Consider the following 19,546-nt stretch of genomic DNA (forward strand, 5'->3'; position numbering starts at 1 on the left):
GAGTTGATTTCTCTGGGATAAATCGGTTTCAGATTACTGGTACAAGTAGTAATGACTCTATCACTACTGCCAGTGGCAATGACACCATTAATGGGGGTGCTGGTAATGACACTATTAATGCGGGTGGTGGCAATGATATTATTGATGGTGTTAATGGAGCAAGTCTTACTCCCGGACTAGGAGAAATAGATAGCCTCACAGGTGGAACAGGAAGCGATCGCTTTATATTAGGAAATGCTACCAAGGTTTATTATGATGATGGTAATACTCTAACTAATGGTAGTAACGACTATGCCGACATTACCGACTTCAACATCGGAGATATTATTCAACTGCAAGGAACAAGCAGTAATTACCTCCTGGCTGTTGTCGGTGTAGACACTCAAATATTAATCAATAAACCCGGAACAGAACTAGATGAACTCATTGGTATAGTCCGAAATCAAACAGGTTTGAGTCTCACAGGAACTTATTTTAGCTATGTTTCCAATGTGACTCTTCCCACCATTACCCTAGCAGTATCTCCCACTAGCGTTAGTGAAGACGGTACAGCCAACCTAATTTACACTTTCACTCGTACAGGAAGCACAACCAGTGCCTTAACAGTCAACTATGGTATCACTGGCACAGCCGACAGTAGCGACTATACAGGAGCAACACCAGGAACAGGAAAAACCATCACTTTTGCTGCGGGTGCAAGTACAGCCACTTTAACCATAGACCCCACAGCCGATACAATTGTTGAAAGTGATGAAACTGTAGCCTTAACTTTAGCTACAGGAACAGGTTACACCGTTGGGACAACAGGAGCAGTGACGGGAACTATTGCTAATGATGATGCTACCATTACCCTAGCAGTATCACCCAGTAGCGTCTTAGAAGACGGTACAACCAACCTCATTTACACTTTCACTCGTACCGGATACACAGCCACCGCCCTAACCGTCAACTATGACATCACTGGTACAGCAGATAGTAGCGATTACACAGGAGCAACACCAGGAACAGGTAAAACCATTACCTTTGCTGCGGGTGCAACTACAGCCACTTTAACCATTGACCCCACAGCAGATAACATTGTTGAAGGTGATGAAACTGTTCTTTTGAACTTAACTGCTGGTGACGGTTACACCATTAGCACAACCACTGCGGTGACGGGAACTATTACCAATGATGATTTGCCAATTATTTCCGTTGCAGCTACTGATAGCGATGCTGGGGAAACTGCTACAGGAATTACTCCCAATCCTGGTACTTTCACCTTAACTCGGACTGGTGATTTAACTCAAGCGATTACAGTCAACTACACCCTCAGCGGAATCGCTACCAACGGTGCTGACTATAGTAGTCTACCGGGAACTGTCAACTTTGCAGCAGGTGTGAGCAGCGCTACTGTCACCGTCACACCTACAGACGATAACATCTTTGAAGGCACAGAAACCGCTATTCTCACCCTAGCCACAGGTGCAGGCTATATTTTGGGAACTACTACCAGTGCCACCGTTAATATTACTGACAATGATCCCCAACCCAGTATTAGTATTAACGATGTCAGCGTCACGGAAGGTAATAGCGGTACTACTAATGCCACCTTCACCCTTACCCTCTCTCACCCCAGCAGCCAACCTATAACAGTTAACTACGCTACCGCCGACGGCACAGCTACCACCGCTGATTTAGACTATAACGCGGCCACGTTCACTGTCACCTTTGCCCCTGGAGAAACCAGTAAAACTGTCAACGTTGCGGTTGTTGGTGATATCAAGAGCGAAAACCCCGAAACCTTTACCGTTAATCTGAGCAATGCAACTAACGCAACGATTACCAAAGCTCAAGGTGTGGGAACTATTACCAATGATGATCTGCCAATTATTACCCTTGCGGCTACCGATAGCAATGCTGGGGAAACTGCTACAGGTGTTACTCCTAATCCTGGTACGTTCACTTTAACTCGGACAGGTGATTTAACTCAACCTATTACAGTCAACTATACTTTAAGCGGTTCTGCTACCAACGCCACTGACTATAGTAGTCTACCGGGAACTGTCAACTTTGCAGTAGGTGATAGCACCGCCATTGTCACTGTTACACCTACAGACGACAATATTTTTGAAGGCACAGAAACCGCTATTCTCACCTTAATCACAGGTACAGGTTACGCTCTGGATGTCACAACCAGTGCAGTAGTCAATATTGCTGATAATGATTTACCCAGTATTAGTCTAGCTGTATCTCCTGCTAGTGTGGTCGAAGATGGACCGACCAATTTGGTTTACACCTTCACCCGCACAGGAACTACAGCTAATGCTTTAACGGTAAATTATGGCGTAGGTGGCAACGCTACTTTCAATACCGACTATACCCAAACAGGTGCAGACAGTTTTACTGCAACTACTGGAACTATTACCTTTTCAGCGGGAAGCAGTACCGCGACCTTAACTGTTGACCCCACCGCAGATACCACCGTTGAAACTGATGAAACCGTTGTTTTAACTTTAGCAACTGCTCCAGGTTACACCATTGACACACCAGCAGCGGTGACAGGCACAATTACCAATGATGACTCTTCCGCGCTTCCGGTTATTTCCGTTGCGGCTACTGATGCTAGTGCGGCAGAAACTGCTACAGGTATAGCTGCTAATCCAGGACAGTTCACCCTGACAAGGTTGGGAGGAAATATCAATCAAGCTGTAACAGTGAATTATACCTTAACTGGAACAGCTACAAACGGCACTGACTACACCAGCTTACCAACTAGCGTCACCTTTGCAGCAGGGAGTAGCACGGCAATTGTCACAGTAACACCCACAGATGACACGATTTTTGAAGCCACGGAAACCGCTATTCTCACTTTAGCCACAGGTACAGGGTATACCGTTAGCACAACTAACACAGCAGCAACGGTTAATATTACTGATAATGACCTCCAACCTACCATTAACTTCAGTGCCAACCAGACTATAGTTGAAGGTAATACCAATCCTCAAAATGTCATCTATACTGTTACTCTCTCCAACGCCAGCACTCAAGCTATTACCGTCCAATATGCCACTGCTAACGGTACAGCCATAGCAGGATCAGACTATACCAGCACCAGCGGAACTCTCACCTTTAACCCTGGTGTTACCAGTCAAGTGATCAATATTCCCATTCTCAATGATTCTCTGAATGAAGCCAACGAAACCTTTACTCTCAACTTGACTACCGCCACCAATGCTACCCCTGGTGCTGCCAGAACGGCTACCACAACTATCACCGATATTCTCAGTGCTTCTGTGACTACTACTCTGCCCAGTGGTGTGGAAAACTTGACTTTAACCGGAACAGCAGCTATCAATGGTACAGGTAATGCCAATAATAACGTTTTCCAAGGTAATAGTGCCAACAATACCCTGACCGGTCTTGATGGAAATGATACTTATCGTTTCCTAGCAAATACAGCTTTGGGAACGGACACAATTACGGAAACGACCACAGGGGGTATTGATAATCTTGACTTTACTGGGACGACTGCTGCTGTAAATGTGAATTTGGGTGTTGCAACTTCACAAACGGTTAATAGTAATCTTAAACTGATTCTCTCTGCTAATAATGTGATTGAAAATGCCACAGGTGGTACAGGAAATGACCGTCTTACGGGTAATACTCTAAATAATACCTTAAATGGCGGTAGTGGTAATGACCAACTGCAAGGACTAGCAGGAGATGACATTTTGTGGGGAGGACTCGGTGATGATATTCTCACCGGAGGACTCGGTAATGATCAATATCGCTTCCAAGGTAATGGGGTATTTAGCAGCAGTTTAGGTGTTGATTATATTACTCAGTTTGATGCCGGACAGGACAAAATTGCTCTCAGTCTGGGAACTTTCAATGCCATTACTAACACTTTAGGACAGTCTCTAACTGATTTCGCAGTTGTTGATGATGATGAATTGGTCAACGCTAGTAATGCCCGGATTGTTTATAGTCAAAGCACCGGTAGTTTATTTTATAATCAGGATGGTAATATTTTGGGTACAGGAACGGTGTTTGAGTTTGCTCGTTTAGGGAATCTTGATATTACCCTTGCTAGTAGCGATTTTATTTTGATTGCTTAGTTTCCTGATTTGGGATACAGCAATGCTGTGTCCCAATATAAGTAGGTAAACGGAAAAAAACCGACATAAGTAACGAAAAGTAAAGTTACCCAAAACCTGTTCCCTGTTCCCTGTTCCCTGTTCCCTTGTCATAACGACAATTTTTAACGCCAACCTACTTATAGCAAAATTCAAGCTATATTACCAAATGAAGTGCAAAATATGGGATATGCGGCGTAAATCCTATTCATGTTGGCACAAAACCGCTAAACAAAACCGCTAAAATAGTACCAAAGAGTAAAAACTGTAAAATTTGGATATGACTACAGCCACACCAGTTAAAACTGAATATGAAGCAATTATTGGCTTAGAAACCCATTGTCAACTCAGCACCAATACTAAAATTTTCTCCAGCAGTTCTACTGCTTTTGGCGCTGACCCTAATACTAACATTGACCCAGTTTGCATGGGTTTACCTGGTGTTTTACCTGTACTTAACGCTAAGGTTCTTGAATACGCTGTTAAAACCGGTTTGGCTTTGAATTGTCAAATCGCTCGGTATAGTAAATTTGACCGCAAACAATATTTTTATCCTGATTTACCTAAAAATTACCAAATTTCCCAATATGATTTACCCATAGCTGAACATGGTTGGATAGAAATTGAATTGCTAGATGATACGGGAAACCCCAAACGTAAACGCATTGGTATCACCCGCTTACACATGGAAGAGGACGCGGGTAAGCTTGTTCACGCAGGGAGTGAAAGGCTTTCTGGTTCTACCTACTCTCTTGTAGATTATAACCGCGCTGGTGTTCCTTTGGTGGAAATTGTTTCTGAACCGGATTTGCGCACGGGACAAGAAGCGGCTGAATATGCCCAAGAATTACGGCGCATTGTCCGTTATCTTGGTGTTAGTGATGGTAATATGCAGGAAGGTTCTCTGCGCTGTGATGTGAATATTTCTGTGCGTCCTGTGGGACAAGAGAAATTTGGTACTAAAGTAGAGATTAAGAATATGAACTCCTTTAGTGCGATTCAAAAAGCGATTGATTATGAAATTGAGCGTCAAATAGCCGCTATTGAATCAGGAGAGAAAATTATTCAAGAAACTCGTCTCTGGGAAGAAGGTTCACAACGCACCAGCAGTATGCGAGTTAAGGAGGGTTCTAGTGATTATCGTTACTTCCCTGAACCAGATTTAGCACCCATTGAAGTTACTCAAACAGAATTAGATACATGGTTAAATGAATTACCCCAACTACCTGCCCAAAAACGCCATGATTATGAGAATCAGTTGGGACTTTCAGCTTATGATACCAGAGTTTTAACTGAGGATAAGCCAGTCGCAGATTATTTTGAAAAGGCGATCGCTTTAGGTGCAAATCCCAAGGCCGCAGCTAATTGGATTACTCAGGATATTGCGGCTTACTTGAATAAACAAAAACTGACTATATCAGAAATTAAACTGACTGCTACTAATTTGGCTGATGTAATTACCCGCATTGAAAATGGTAAAATCAGTAACGCCCAAGCTAAGGAAAAACTCACAGATTTATTAAATGGTGTTTCTCCAGAAACGGCTTTTGCTGGTCAAGAACTGATCTCAGATCGTACTATTCTTGAACCCATTATTGATGAAATCATTGCTACTAACGCTCAACAGGTAGAAAAATACCGCAAAGGTAATACCAACCTGAAAGGCTTTTTCGTGGGACAAGTCCTGAAAAAAACCGATAAACGCGCAGAACCGAAACTGACTAATCAATTAGTAGAAGAAAAACTCAATAATCCAATGTAGGGTAATTATTATCTGATAACAAGACGCAACTTGATGATTGGGAGAGCTAATTTAGCTCTCTTTTTATCGCTAAAATAAAAAAAGGGGTTAAACCCCTTGGCGCTAGAATTATATAATGTGCTAGGTAGATGCACCCTGATGATTTTAGAGAGCCATTAAATGGCTCTCTTTTATTTTTGAGGATAATTAAACGCAGATAAACGCAGATAAACGCAGATCAATATAAATGATTTGATTGATTTCGTAATTTGTGATTACTTATGGTCTTTAGGGTCGGTTTGTGGTCTGTTGGTTGGAAATTTTTTGAGAAAAAAATTGTCATCAACGGATAAAATTACCTGTAGACATAAATACTGGACGCTGATATCAAACTAGCAGCAGAATGTATTTTAATAACAAAGGCAATATAATAATTGTGGACAAAATTATGGCAAATTGGCAAATAATTCCGGGTGGTGTGACAGCAGCACGAGGATATAAAGCAGCGGGAATTACAGCAGGACTAAAGGCTTCGGGATTACCAGATTTAGCTTTGATTGTATCAGATGTGGAAGCGATCGCCGCAGGTGTATTTACTACTAGCTATGTCAAAGCAGCTTGTGTAGATTATTGTCGGCAAGTGTTACAAGGCAAACACAGTGTTAGAGCTATCCTTTGTAATGCGGGACAAGCTAACGCTGCAACCGGTGAACAAGGAGTTAAGGACGCTCAAGAAAGTGCTGAGTTGTTAGCTAAGGAATTAAATATTAACCCGGAATCTATTTTATTAGCTTCTACGGGTGTAATTGGTCAAAGAATTAAAATGGATATCCTGCGGGATGGTATACCCAGGGTAGTTGCAGCGCTTTCGGACACAGGTTCGGATGCAGCCGCAGGCGCAATTATTACCACAGATTTAGTGACAAAATCTATTGCATTAGAAACTATTATACATGATCGTCCAGTGCGTATCGGTGGTATTGCTAAGGGTTCGGGAATGATTCACCCCAATATGGCGACAATGTTAGCTTTTGTTACCTGTGATGCTGCGGTATCTTCTACACTTTGGCAACAAATGTTAACTAGAGCAGCAGATAGAAGTTTTAATTCTATCACAGTTGATGGTGATACGAGTACAAATGATTGTTTAATCGCTTTAGCAAATGGTGAATCTCGCACTCCCGCAATTACGGAAATGGGTGCAGAAGCGGAGAAGTTAGAAGCTATGTTAACTTATGTCTGTCAATATTTAGCTAAAGCGATCGCCCGTGATGGAGAAGGTGCAACTTGTTTAATAGAGGTACAGGTTACAGGCGCTTATGATGAATTATCAGCCCGACAAATCGCAAAAACCATTGTTGGCTCGTCTTTAGTGAAGGCGGCCATTTTTGGTCATGATCCTAATTGGGGACGGATAGCGGCGGCTGCGGGGCGGTCTGGTGTACCTTTTGAACAAGACAACCTCTCTATTAAATTAGGGGATATTTTACTCTTTGAAAATGGTCAACCTTTAGCTTTTGATAAGGCCGCAGCTAGTGCATATCTAAAAGCAGCGGTTCATGGTGAGTATCTACAGTCAGATACGGTGTTAATTTCCGTTGGTGTGGGACATGGTCATGGTACGGGTAAAGCCTGGGGTTGTGATTTGAGTTATGATTATGTGAGGATTAACGCTGAGTATACAACTTAGAAAAATCGTGGCTTTAGCTCCTAGTATCTCGAACACAGGACTAAAGTCCTGACTACAAGTGATAATATGATATCAATTACTCAAATCCCGCTCTTGCTCGCACCTGAAATTAGTCTAGAATTAGGTTTAAATAACAAAAACATACTGATGATAGATGATAGAAACCGACCAGGTGCGGTTTGTAGTTAGTCTTGTAAGGTAATTGAGGATATCCAAACAGTTAAAACAGTTAAAACTGTTCCCTGTTCCCTGTTCCCTGTTCCCTTCCCTCACAAACAACTTATTCAGCAAGCCCTATTTAAGAAATTTTCACTGGTGTATTTTATGCGGTTACACTCGATTCACTTCATTATTATTGCTGGTTTTATGGGGTTACTTTCCTGGATAGGGACTCCCACCGCTTTAGCTTTAACACAGATTAAATTATCTGATATTTCCTACCATGATTGTCCTTTAGAACTAGCGACTGGAGTGGTAACTAGTAGCGGTTCAAATTCTGCTACTTGTTTTATAGTCACAGGTAAAGCTAACAACAGCACAAATAAAACTGTCTATGATGCGGATATTTTTGGGCGTATTTATGATAGAAATAATGATCCTATCTTACAAAATCGTACTCGTTTAGGTGGCATAGCTGAAGTTCCCCCAGGAGTCAGTGATTTTGAATTGAGAATTTCTGTACCTAGTAATCAACCTTTACCATTGAAATTGAAACAGTTTAAAGCGGCTGGCTTCAGCGGTAAAGTTAGAAGGTAATTTTTGGATATTGGGATATATTTTATATACTGTTTATATACTGTGTGAGGGTAATTTATAACCCTCACCATTTTAAGTAAGTGACCTGTGACTTAAAACCCTGTTACTAAAGTAAAACGGGCTAAATTATTCAGAAGATCACCAACTATGTTCAAGGCCAGAAATGCTAGGAAAGGGGAGAAATCCATACCACCCAAAGGGGGAATGATGGAGCGAAATAGATTTAAATATGGGTCACTAATTTGACTTAAAGCCGCAAACGGTTGACTAGACCAGTCAACAGTGGGAAACCAAGTTAGTAAGACCCGAATAATCAGCAAATAGCTGTAAAAGGTGACAAAAGTGGCTAGGGTTGTAATGAGTAAATTCATGGCCGGGTGACTTTCCTGTTAAATGTCAAACATAGATTCATGATTGATTTTAATTTAGTGCAAGTCATATTGTGTCGCTTGTAATCAATATACAATATAACTACTAATTTAAGTTGCTAGTTATCTAGTGGAGACTGGTAATGGGTAATGGGTAATTGGTAATTGGTAATGAGTAATTTCTGATACAATATCTGTCTTCACCCTGTTCATCCTTTAATCTCAGACATCCTGATTCTGACACTGAGTTATTGATTGCCAATATTAATACCCTTGACATTTCCCAATTGCTGCCGCACATCATCAATTGTGGCATTAAGTTGGGCGATTTTATCTTCGAGCGATCGCCTGGTAGCCTCTATTTCTAAATTTTCATTAGCTGAAGCCCGCATTCGTCTTTTTCTATTTGCCCCTGGTTCATTATTGTCGCCAATAGTTAGGCCATTATCCTCTTCTGAGTTTGCTGTTGAGTCTAATCTGGAAGTAATCACCGCACCCAAAACACCCCCAACCACACCACCAATTAATGTTCCCAGGAGAAAACCACTACCAAAACCATCTTGCTGACTCATATTTTTACCGCCTTTTAGAAAATAAGCAACTTTGAAAATACCTTAGCTATTTTCCAGCCTTAGCTGCACCCTAGCTTAAGTCCCAAAAATGCGATCGCCCGCATCTCCCAATCCTGGTACAATATACCCCTGATCATTAACCGTTTCGTCAATAGTAGCGGTGTAAATGGTTAAACCGGGATAGACAGCAGCCAACTTTTGTAAAGCCACAGGTGCAGCAACCACAGAAACAATCCGAGTTAAAGAGGAATCAACACCTCTTTGGGTTAATTCCGCCATTACTGCCATTATAGAACCTCCTGTAGCTAACATTGGTTCGGTAATTAATACCCTGGTTTCCGGGTCAAATTTTTCGGGGAGTTTATTCAAATAACAAGTAGGTTCTAGGGTTTCTTCATTGCGTACTAAACCAAAATGATAAATTGAAGCCAAAGGTAGTACACCAGCAGATCCCTCCAATAAGCCCAAACCAGCCCGCAAAATCGGCACAACAGCCACAGGTATGCGAGAGTCAATAAAAGTGGCTGGACAGGCAGCTAGGGGACTGTGGACCATTGTTTCTTGGGTGGGCAACCATTCCCTAGTAGCTTCATAAGTTAGCCACCTGCCCAACTCAGTGATAGCAGAACGAAATAATACCGATGGCGTAGCTACATCACGGGCAACTCCCAACCAGTGCTGAATTAAGGGGTGAGGTGGGACATAAATACGCAGTTGTTGTTGCGTCATAAGGAAAAAAGGCGGCCCGTTATTATATTAAGAACTAAGATAACTCCACAAAAAAAAGATGCTCCAATCTTGTGGGATGGGCATCTTGCCCGTCCTTTTATTATTAGCAGGCTTTTCGGCCTGCACCACAAGAAATTTTGGGATATTTTTATTTGCAAGTCTCTAGAAAACTATCATACTGCTATTTAACACTACGCGGGCTAGTCCAATATCAGAATTTGAAACCTACCTGGCCACTGAGCAGTTCAACCGGGTCTAGGTGCAAGATGTGAGGTCAGACTTTATTGAGAAATATTTTTATTACTACTTGACAAATATTCTTAATTAAGGCTATATTGTGATCAGGTGTTCTCTCTATAAAGGATCGGCAGACGGGAAAAGTAAGCAATAGCAAGCTTTTCCTCGTTTTTTTCGGCTATAATCCCTATGTAAATATCCTCGTAAATTGTTATTTATGTGTATCTTTTATATTGCTTATCCCTAAATATGACTGAATTTTTTAGCAATTAATCAAAATAACTTTCACAGTAAATTTCAAGTTCTTCAGATACAAAAATACCCCACCCTCTCCTGACTCTTGAGCAGGAAAAGGAGGGTAATTCTGGTAATTTTAGTGAAATATTAGTGAAATAAGTTTTTAGGAGGGAAGCTGACCTTTTTAGGTGCGTATTCAGCACAATTCATGGCTTTTTCCGTGAGAACAGTATCAGGTTTGACAGCACATTTTAAATAGTGGTTATTGGCAAAAAATTGACATTTTTTACAGGGAACTTTTTGTAATATCTTATTATTTAAGTACATTTTATCATCAGTAAAACTGCGTATTTTATGAAAAAGTAGGAGAAAAATAGCCCAAATAAAAATAAATCCCAGAGGAGCTAAAGATAGTGCTAAATCTGGTATTTGGATATTGTGATATTGTACTTGAACTTGTATTTTTTCTTGTTCAACTGCATTTGGAGCAAGTTTATTTTCCAATACCTGCTTTATATACATCTTATTTCCCCCATTGAGCTATAATGGCTTTGACAAAAATCACAGAACCAGTTTTGTAACCTCCCCAAGATCAAGTCTGTTTCAATTGTGTTTTAATTGTGACTAATTGTTGATTATGAAACCTCTGATTTCCAGCATATTTGCAAATAATTAATAATCAACAAAATTTAAATCAAACAAAAATCAAGTATCAACTAATATCAACTGAGTTTTGATTTTAACCGAGTGATTGATCTAGACATGAGTGAAACTTAACCTTCAATTATAGGTTTAGCAAAAGAAAAGTTTAGTTATCTCTGTTAATAGTTTTGATTTTTATAATTTCAATATATACCCGGAGTTGTAGTTGTTAACACTGTCGAGTTTCAAACCGGATTTTTTTTGATGGAAGTATATAAATTTCCAGATTAATTAACCGCTGGATACAATTATTAGACATCTCCGGTAAAAATAGTAGAGAATAGTAGAGACATTTCATGGAACATCTCTACTAGAAAACGCATATTTAATTTTCAGATCATGTCTAAGGTCAGCAATACTTACCTATTCCCTGTGATCTAATCTAGCTTTAATATCAGCAGCAAAGTCTTCATATTTCCTCAAAGGAGTGACTTCTACCTGCACTTTTTGTCCATTTTTTTTGATGATAGGTAAATCTAGAAGAATTTGATCTAATGTATCTGGACTAGGAACATCAACAATCGCAATTACACGACGAGTACCAACACATTTCCATAAATCAACTATTACTCCAGCTTGTTTAGCTTGGAGTGCTGTTTCTGCTTCTTCACTCCATATAGCAAACAATTCTTGTTGGCTCATGTTATCGGGGTATTCAACCTGAAAATCCAAATGGTAGAGCATATTTACCGTTTCAACCCTTTTTTGTGGGGACTTTAATAGTTTAAACTAAAATGGATGTAATTCTGAGTTTAACCTGGGGTAATTTCTTCTTTAACGGGACGAATAATAGGGGGTGGAGGTGGTAGTTCTGGTTGAAAGATTCCTGATAGTGCTTGTTCTAAAGTTTGTGCCATAACGATGCGGTTTTCATAGGCTACAATTACTCTGACTAAAGTGGGTAAACTATTCTGTGTAGCTTCTAAATAAATTGGTTCAACATATAATAAAGATTGTTCAATGGGAATTACTAAAAGATTACCTTGAATTACCCTAGAACCTTGTTGATTCCAGAGAGAAATTTGTTGGGAAATAACCGGATCTTGATTAATTCTCGCTTCAATTTGTTCCTGTCCATAAATTAAGCGTTCTTTGGGAAAGTTATATAATAGTAACTTACCGTAATTTTCACCATCGGAACGTGCTGCTAACCAAGCAATTAAATTTGTCCGTTGTTTGGGTGTGTAAGGAAGTAATAAAATAAATTCTTCAAAGGGAAGATTGGGGAGACTGGTAATTAAATAATAAGGTTCAACTTGACGGGTTTCACTTCCATAGATTTCATTGGGAATTTGCCATTGATCTTCTCTATTATAAAACACTTGAGGATCTGTCATGTGATAGATCATTAAGCGTTCTGATTGAATTTTAAAATAATCTACTGGATAACGCAAATGACTATGGAGATTAACAGGTAAATTGTTAATATTTTGGAACATTTGAGGAAATATTTTTGACCAAGCTGTAATGATCGGATCTAAGGAATCAGCAATGTAAAATCTCACTGTACCATTGTAAGCGTCAATTACGACTTTAACGGAATTACGAATATAGTTGACCCCCTCTTTACCTGTGTCAGAATAAGGATAATGATCGCTGATTGTGTAAGCATCAACTATCCAATAAAGATAATTTTCTCTCCCAGGAAACTGTTGATTTTTATTGTCTATATAAGCATCAGTCACAACTAAATAAGGATCACTATCGAACTTTAAAAAAGGAGCAATGGTGTGAATTCTTTGATTAATATTTCTTCGGAATAATACTTTAGTTTCTGGTAAAAAATCTTGTGTAAATATCATTCTCCAATCTTTTAAATATATAGAAAATAGCCATTTTTTCCATAGAGAATTGATATTTATTCCTCCTAATCCATCGTAGGTATTATAAACATTATCACTACCGCTGGGATAATCTAATTCTTTAACTTTTGTCCCAGTCATGACGTGAGTATTAGTAATTTCTCCATAATAAATTCTGGGTTTATCAATGGGAATACTTTGACGAATATCTATACTAGAAGTATTTAACGCGCTCCCTTTCTGACTAATATCTTTGACAAAATACTCTGGTAGTCCACCCGCAGCAACGGTATTTACAGGACTCATGGTAAAACCATAACCATGGGTATAAATCATATTTTTATTTACCCATGTTTGCGCTTGGGGAGGGACATTTTCATAATTCAATTCTCTGGCCGCAATTAATACCTGTTGTTTTTCTAGATTGTCTTTTTTGGGGTTACTTTTGATTAAATATCTATCAATATCAGCATCAGGAAATTGATAATAAGGTCGAATTTGTTGTAATTGACGGTTAGTTTTTAATAATGGTTCTTGGTCCCAAAGACGAATATTCCTAATTGTTAAATCATTGGCTTTAATATCGTTTACTGTGAGTTTTCCTATGGGGTTAAATATTTGAGAATCAACGATATCTAAATTAAAAGCTTGACGAGTCAGCGCGATATTTCGCTCTATATAAGGTTTTTCTCTTTGTAATTCATTCGGTTCAACAATGAAATTTTGCACAGCCATAGGTAAAAGGAAGTTACCTGTAATTATCAAGGTTAGATAAATATATATACTATAGTTTATCCAGGGATGATGTGAAGATTGTTTTCTCGAAAATCCAGTTAAGTATAATAAATAAAAAGCTATAGCTATTGATAAAAAATATAATATTGTATCTGCTGGTAATTGGGCTTTAATATCGGTATAACTAGCACCATAGCTGACTCCATTATCAGAATAAAGCAGTTGATAACGATTCAGCCAATAATTTAAACCAGCTACTAACATTAAACAGCCAGATAAGCCTAATAAATGGCGTTTTTGCGGTGCAGAAAATCCTCTAAAAATACCTTGATTGAGGCTATTTGCTGACAATAAATAAGTGAGAATAACGCTAATCAATCCATATAAAGATAATCCCATTAACCAAAGTTCTAAGATTTCCCAAATCGGAAGATAAAAAATATAAAAACTTATATCTTGATTGAATAATGGTTCAGAACGGTTGAAGGAAACAGGGTGAAAAAATAACAGAAATTTTCCCCAATTTTCAGTAATTATCTCCCCAAAACTAAAACTTAAAATCACTGCGATCGCTCGGAGCAGAAATTTGCTATAAATTAATAAAGCAATAGATAATCCCCCAACTATTCCTAAATACCAATGTTGAGAAATGATCTTTTTTCCCAACTCCCAAATCATCTCTATTTTAAATACAATTGGTGCTGATAAATTTGATTCACTGACTTTTTCAGTTCCATAAGCCAGAGCAATTTCTCCATAATATGCTAATATTAAACAAACTAACAAACTTAATCCTAATGTCAGCGGTAACAACCATTGCAATTTGATTTGATTGCTATTATTAGTTAATGGCAAATTTTGCTCAATTTTGTTATAATGAGGACTGAGAAAAGTGGTTAATTTTCGACTAATTTTGATTTCTGTCTCTGGAATATAATTATGATTTGGACTAGATTGTAATTTTTCAGCTAAAATTAGATTTCCCCATAAATAAACAACACTCAAACTGACAATAAATAGCCATAAACTTCCTTGAGTTAACAATTTTAGAGAAAATACTTCTATATAACCAACTTCCTGAAACCAAAAAAATTCCGCACCTAAATCAGCAGCTATTTTCAAAAATAACCACAACCCCAAGAATAATATAGAAACTTTAACCCACCATTTCCCAAACCCAAACATTATCTTAGTATTAATCATTGGTTATTAAATGTGATTACTAAACTAATTTTTATTCTACTATAGCGTTTCCCAGTCTAATGAAGTACAAAATTATCTGCGTTTATCTGAGTTTATCTGCGTACCCTTCGGGAAGCAAGCTACACTTATTACTGCTTGTACCTCACTTAAATGGGAATGTTTATTTTTTAAACATTCTTGAATAAATCTTTTAGGAATCTCTTGACTTTCTCCCCAGTGTTGATGAATATAAGAAGCATGGACATTAGGTAAACCCCAACCTTCAAAACCTGTATTTTCATCACAGTCATAACGATAGGTATTAAACAATGGTTTTGAGTTATTAGTTATTAAATGAGAACGATGAAATTCATGTCCAAAAATATTTGTGTTCATATCAATTAAAAAGGTGTTTTCTAAAACTACTGCGCGACGATATCCCAAGGTTAATTTTTTATCCATTTGCGCTAAAGTTGGTAATATTCCTACCATTGGCCAAGTTTTACCATCAAAATCAATAATCTGCTCACATAAATACATTAATCCTCCACATTCTGCAATTGTCGGTATTCCTCCTAAAATCGCGTTTTTCACTTCTTGAATTAGGTTAACATTTGCAGCTAATTGTGATGCAAATACTTCGGGAAAACCTCCACCAAAATACATTCCTTGGATATCTTTTGGTAATTGATCATCATTTAATGGACTCCAAAATACTAATTCTGCACCTAATTTCTCTAATAAATCTAAGTTATCTTGATAGTAAAAATTAAAAGCTTGATCTCGTGCTACAGCAATTTTACAAAGTCTTTCAGATTTAGGAATATCAACTACACTCCTCCCTAACTCTCCCTTTATTAAGGGTGAGGTATTGGAACTTGATAAAGATGATGATTTTAAAAGCGGTAAAAGTTGCTCCCAATCAAAATAAATATCTCCTAAATCAGCTAAACTATCAATTATTTGATCTAATTTTGGTAATTCTGCGGTGGGAATTAAGCCCAGATGACGGTCAGGAATGGTAATATTATCCTGTCTTCTTAATACACCCAAAATTGGTAATTTTAGACATACAAGAGATGCTTTTAATAATGATAAATGTCGTTCACTTCCTACTCTATTTAAGACTAAACCAGCAATTTTAATTCTTTGATCTAAGGAAGAATAACCATGAGCAATTGCAGCTACAGAACCGGATAAACGACTACAATCAATTACTAATATTATCGGTATGTCTAATAATCTAGCAATATGTGCGGTACTAGCAAAGTCTGATAAATTTCCAATACCATCAAATAAACCCATTACCCCTTCAATTAAATTATATTCACTTTGGCAAGAATGATAATTAAAGCATTGTTGAACATAACTTTCTGAAGTTAATACCGGATCTAAATTTCGACAAGGAAGACCAGTAACATATTTATGGAACATAGGGTCAATATAATCAGGTCCTACTTTAAAAGATTGTATATTCAGACCACGACGACGTAAAGATGCTAAAAGGGTAAGTGTAACTGTTGTTTTCCCGACTCCGCTTCTTTCTCCAGCAATAATTATAGACATAGATGACAAATTCAAAGTTCAAGTTCAAAGTTTAAAATCAAATTCAAAATTCCAAATCAAATTCAAACAACTGATAAAAATTAATTTATTCAATATGATTATTCTTTTTTTTATGCTCCGTATGAGAATGCAGATTTAGATATTCTGAGTTTAAAATACAAGAGGTAGAACCTCTAACAAGACATTCCCAGTCTGGAGACTAGGAACAAGAAGAGTCTGGGAACGAGAAAAAGAGAAAACTTTTTCATTCTCCTTCTAGTTGTCTTTGTTCAATTTCCGCAGGAGAAATCATACTATTAATTTTTTCAGTATCCGTCATCATCATGATAATACCTTCCACATTATCGCCGTTCAAGGGACTAAAAGCAATATAACATCGAATTTTTTTTCCGCGACGATTAGAACAATTAATCAATATTTCCTGAAATTTCTTTTTATTAGATAAAATATCACGAATCGGAACTCGCAATTGTTCTACAGGTAAACTAATATCTAAACTAAACCAAGATTTGTTAATTACTTCCTCTTGACGTAAACCCCACATATCTTCAACCGCATGATTCCAAATTAAAATATTAAAATTAGTATCTATTACAACCATTCCCATTTGCAGACAACTCAAAATGGAAGACATAAAGGTATTAGTCTGATCTAGTTCATAAGTACGATTACTAAGTTCCTGGTTAATTGCTCGCAGTTGTTCATTAGCAGATTGCAATTCTTCGTTTATCATCTCCATTTCTTGATTTGTAGATTGCAATTCTTCATTGGTAGTCTCCAATTCTTCATTTGTAGATTGCAATTCTTCATTGGTAGTCTCCAATTCTTCATTTGTGGATTGCAATTCTTCATTAGTGGTTTCCAATTCTTGTCGAGAGCGTTGCAATGCTGATTGCAATTTTATATAACGGCTAACATCATTAAAGGTAACTGTTACACCAGTAATGGTTTGATCAGCATCTTGCAAAGGAATAATCCGCACATCTAAATACTGAGTTTCTGAATTAGGCTGATAACGTTCAATATTAGTTAATGTAATTGGATGACGTTCATTATATACTTGCTCAATGAGCGATCGCAATTCTAGAGGTCTATAAGATAATTCTAAATCTTGAAAAGGGCGATTTATATCTTTAAGTGTTAAATTAAATAAATTCCGAGCTTGTTCATTAATCATGATTAAAATTCCCTGATTATTAATCACAATCTGAGCGTTAGATGCTGTATCAAAAGCTAATTCTCTAACTCGAATTTCTTGAGACATATTAGCTGATTCTTGATTTTGTAAATTAGTCATTACTAATTGACGATTGCGGATATTTCCCGAAGATACTTTTGCAAATACACGATCTTTTAAATTTATAGGTGTAAATAAATTAGTATGAGTGATTAGCATTTCTGCTTTTCCTAAAAACAGATAACCATGATCATTAAGAGCAAAATGAAACCGATTGATAATGCGTCCTTGGGTTTCCGAGTTGAAATACATTAAAGTATTACGACAAACCAATAAATCTAAACGAGAAATTGGTGCATCCTGAAGTAAATCATGACGACCAAAAATAACAGCACGACGTAAATCTTGCTGAAAAATATATTTTTCATTGCTTAAATCAAAGTATTTATCCCGCAGTTCCAATGGGACAGCGTGAATATTTCTGGCCGAATAACTAGCTTGACGTGCTTGGTTTAAAGCATCCTCATCTATATCTGTAGCGTAGATTTTTACGCGATGACGAAAATCTTCAATTCCTAATATTTCCGCTAAGATTATGGCTAAAGTATAAGCTTCTTCTCCAGAAGCACAACCAGCACTCCAGATTCTAACTTGTTCGTTTTTTTGTTTATTTTTAATAATATTGGGAATAATTTCCTTAGCTAAATATTCCCAAGCTAAAGCGTCACGAAAAAAAGCAGTTACATTAATTAAAATAGTATTAAACAAAGTTTTAAATTCATCGGGATGAACTTCTAAATAATCTTGATAATTAGCAAAATTTTCTATGTTCAAATACTGCATTTGTTTAGTAACACGACGCATTAAAGTAGAACGCTTATAACCTGTGAAATCAAAGCCTCGGTTAGTTCTTAAATATTGCAGAAGATTTTCAAAATCAATGTCTTTATGTGGAAGGTTCATAGAATCAATAGAGATGTAGCTATTTTGGATGGTAAGTTATTGATAATAATCTAAATTTATCAACTAGTACCAGACATGATTAAAGTTCGTAAGGCCAGGGAAATTTCTGCCAAAGGTAGGATAAAATCTACATTACCAGTTTTAATAGCAGCAGCAGGCATTCCCGGAAATTCAGCAGTTTTCGCATCTTCAACAATCACCGTACCACCCATTTTTTTAATTGCTTCCACGCCCATCGCCCCATCCGTACCAGTTCCAGTTAATACAACTGCAATAGCCCTTGCTTGATAACTTGCGGCCACAGACTCAAACAATAAATCAGCGGAAGGACGGAGAAAATGCACCATTTCCGACTGAGATAAAGAAACTTTACCGTCACCATTAATCAATAAATGATTATCAGGAGGAGCAATATAAACAGTTCCAGGAGTAAGTGTATCTCCTTCCTTAGCCGATATTACCTTTAACACAGTGCGACGACTGAGAATTTCCGCCATGAGGGAAGGGTGACGAGGATCTAAGTGTTGAACGATAACAATAGCTGCTTTAAAATCCGCCGGTAAATCAGTCAAGACCTCAATTAGCGCCGTCAACCCCCCAGCAGAAGCCGCTACAGCCACAATATCAAAATTAGGAAGATTTGACATATTTATTTTGAATAGATGAATATATTCGACCCCTATTCTAGGGTATCAAAATTTCTCATTCATTTTATCTATCTATAGATAGATAAAATTTTTGGCGTTGTGTGAATTGAACTTAGTAATGGGTAACGGGTAATTGGTAATTGGTAATAAATCTACCTCCTCAACTGTTTCCTGTTAAGAGGGTGTTTGAAAAGTTATGATTGATGTATCAAATATTTTTGACCCCTCCCTAACCCTCCCCTTGTTAAGCAGGGCGTTTTCATTCTCCGAGGTAAAGAAGAAAAGAATAGTGATCTTTTCTTGATAAAATCAAAAAGAGATCAC

General features: G+C 37.7%; 14 protein-coding genes. 4 read left to right on the forward strand and 10 right to left on the reverse strand.

Features of this window, described 5'->3' with window-relative positions; genetic code table 11:
• On the forward strand, positions 1-4,100 hold a 4,100-nt coding region (locus tag ACIR310F_RS20990; protein WP_051289418.1), incomplete at its 5' end, for a beta strand repeat-containing protein.
• Here ACIR310F_RS20990 and ACIR310F_RS25025 read toward each other — a convergent pair.
• Positions 4,047-4,232 (reverse strand): hypothetical protein, encoded by a 186-nt coding sequence (locus ACIR310F_RS25025; protein WP_155963544.1) that lies wholly within the window; start codon positions 4,230-4,232, stop codon positions 4,047-4,049. The genes ACIR310F_RS20990 and ACIR310F_RS25025 overlap by 54 nt on opposite strands.
• Before the next feature lie 166 nt (positions 4,233-4,398).
• Between ACIR310F_RS25025 and gatB the strand changes: the two genes are divergently transcribed.
• From gatB to ACIR310F_RS0100020, 3 genes are all read left to right on the forward strand, one after another.
• Positions 4,399-5,880 carry an Asp-tRNA(Asn)/Glu-tRNA(Gln) amidotransferase subunit GatB gene (gatB, locus tag ACIR310F_RS0100010; protein WP_028082056.1) on the forward strand — a complete coding sequence of 494 codons (1,482 nt, stop codon included), beginning with the start codon at positions 4,399-4,401 and terminating at the stop codon, positions 5,878-5,880.
• Between the two features lie 427 nt (positions 5,881-6,307).
• On the forward strand, positions 6,308-7,549 hold the full coding sequence (gene argJ, locus ACIR310F_RS0100015; protein WP_028082057.1) for a bifunctional ornithine acetyltransferase/N-acetylglutamate synthase: 1,242 nt from the start codon (positions 6,308-6,310) through the stop codon (positions 7,547-7,549).
• Positions 7,550-7,873: 324 nt separating this feature from the next.
• The gene (locus tag ACIR310F_RS0100020) at positions 7,874-8,305 is read left to right on the forward strand and encodes a hypothetical protein (RefSeq protein WP_028082058.1); all 432 of its coding nucleotides are present in this window, start codon (positions 7,874-7,876) and stop codon (positions 8,303-8,305) included.
• A 92-nt stretch (positions 8,306-8,397) separates the two neighbouring features.
• Here the strand turns inward: ACIR310F_RS0100020 and ACIR310F_RS0100025 are convergent, their stop codons facing one another.
• From ACIR310F_RS0100025 to ACIR310F_RS0100065, 9 genes are all read right to left on the reverse strand, one after another.
• Positions 8,398-8,676, reverse strand: a complete 279-nt coding sequence (locus tag ACIR310F_RS0100025) for a YggT family protein (RefSeq protein WP_028082059.1) — start codon at positions 8,674-8,676, stop codon at positions 8,398-8,400.
• Positions 8,677-8,921: 245 nt separating this feature from the next.
• Positions 8,922-9,245, reverse strand: a complete 324-nt coding sequence (locus tag ACIR310F_RS0100030; RefSeq protein WP_028082060.1) for a ssl2009 family thylakoid membrane protein — start codon at positions 9,243-9,245, stop codon at positions 8,922-8,924.
• Positions 9,246-9,320: 75 nt separating this feature from the next.
• Entirely contained in the window at positions 9,321-9,974 is a 654-nt protein-coding gene (gene upp, locus ACIR310F_RS0100035) for a uracil phosphoribosyltransferase (protein WP_028082061.1), read from the reverse strand.
• Between the two features lie 621 nt (positions 9,975-10,595).
• Complete coding sequence (locus ACIR310F_RS0100040) at positions 10,596-10,970, reverse strand: hypothetical protein (protein ID WP_028082062.1); 375 nt, start codon at positions 10,968-10,970, stop codon at positions 10,596-10,598.
• A gap of 543 nt (positions 10,971-11,513) precedes the next feature.
• A complete protein-coding gene (locus ACIR310F_RS0100045; protein WP_028082063.1) occupies positions 11,514-11,834 on the reverse strand; it encodes a muconolactone Delta-isomerase in 321 nt (106 codons plus the stop codon).
• A gap of 68 nt (positions 11,835-11,902) precedes the next feature.
• Positions 11,903-14,890, reverse strand: a complete 2,988-nt coding sequence (locus ACIR310F_RS0100050; protein ID WP_231387337.1) for a UPF0182 family protein — start codon at positions 14,888-14,890, stop codon at positions 11,903-11,905.
• Positions 14,891-14,962: 72 nt separating this feature from the next.
• Positions 14,963-16,435, reverse strand: coding sequence for a cobyrinate a,c-diamide synthase (locus ACIR310F_RS20995; protein ID WP_081677523.1), 1,473 nt, complete (start codon positions 16,433-16,435; stop codon positions 14,963-14,965).
• 244 nt (positions 16,436-16,679) lie between these two features.
• Complete coding sequence (locus ACIR310F_RS0100060; protein WP_028082065.1) at positions 16,680-18,575, reverse strand: CheR family methyltransferase; 1,896 nt, start codon at positions 18,573-18,575, stop codon at positions 16,680-16,682.
• Positions 18,576-18,634: 59 nt separating this feature from the next.
• Positions 18,635-19,222 carry a chemotaxis protein CheB gene (locus ACIR310F_RS0100065; RefSeq protein ID WP_051289419.1) on the reverse strand — a complete coding sequence of 196 codons (588 nt, stop codon included), beginning with the start codon at positions 19,220-19,222 and terminating at the stop codon, positions 18,635-18,637.
• Positions 19,223-19,546: the final 324 nt, after the last annotated feature.

The sequence above is a fragment of the Dolichospermum circinale AWQC310F genome, assembly GCF_000426925.1.
GTDB lineage: Bacteria > Cyanobacteriota > Cyanobacteriia > Cyanobacteriales > Nostocaceae > Dolichospermum > Dolichospermum circinale.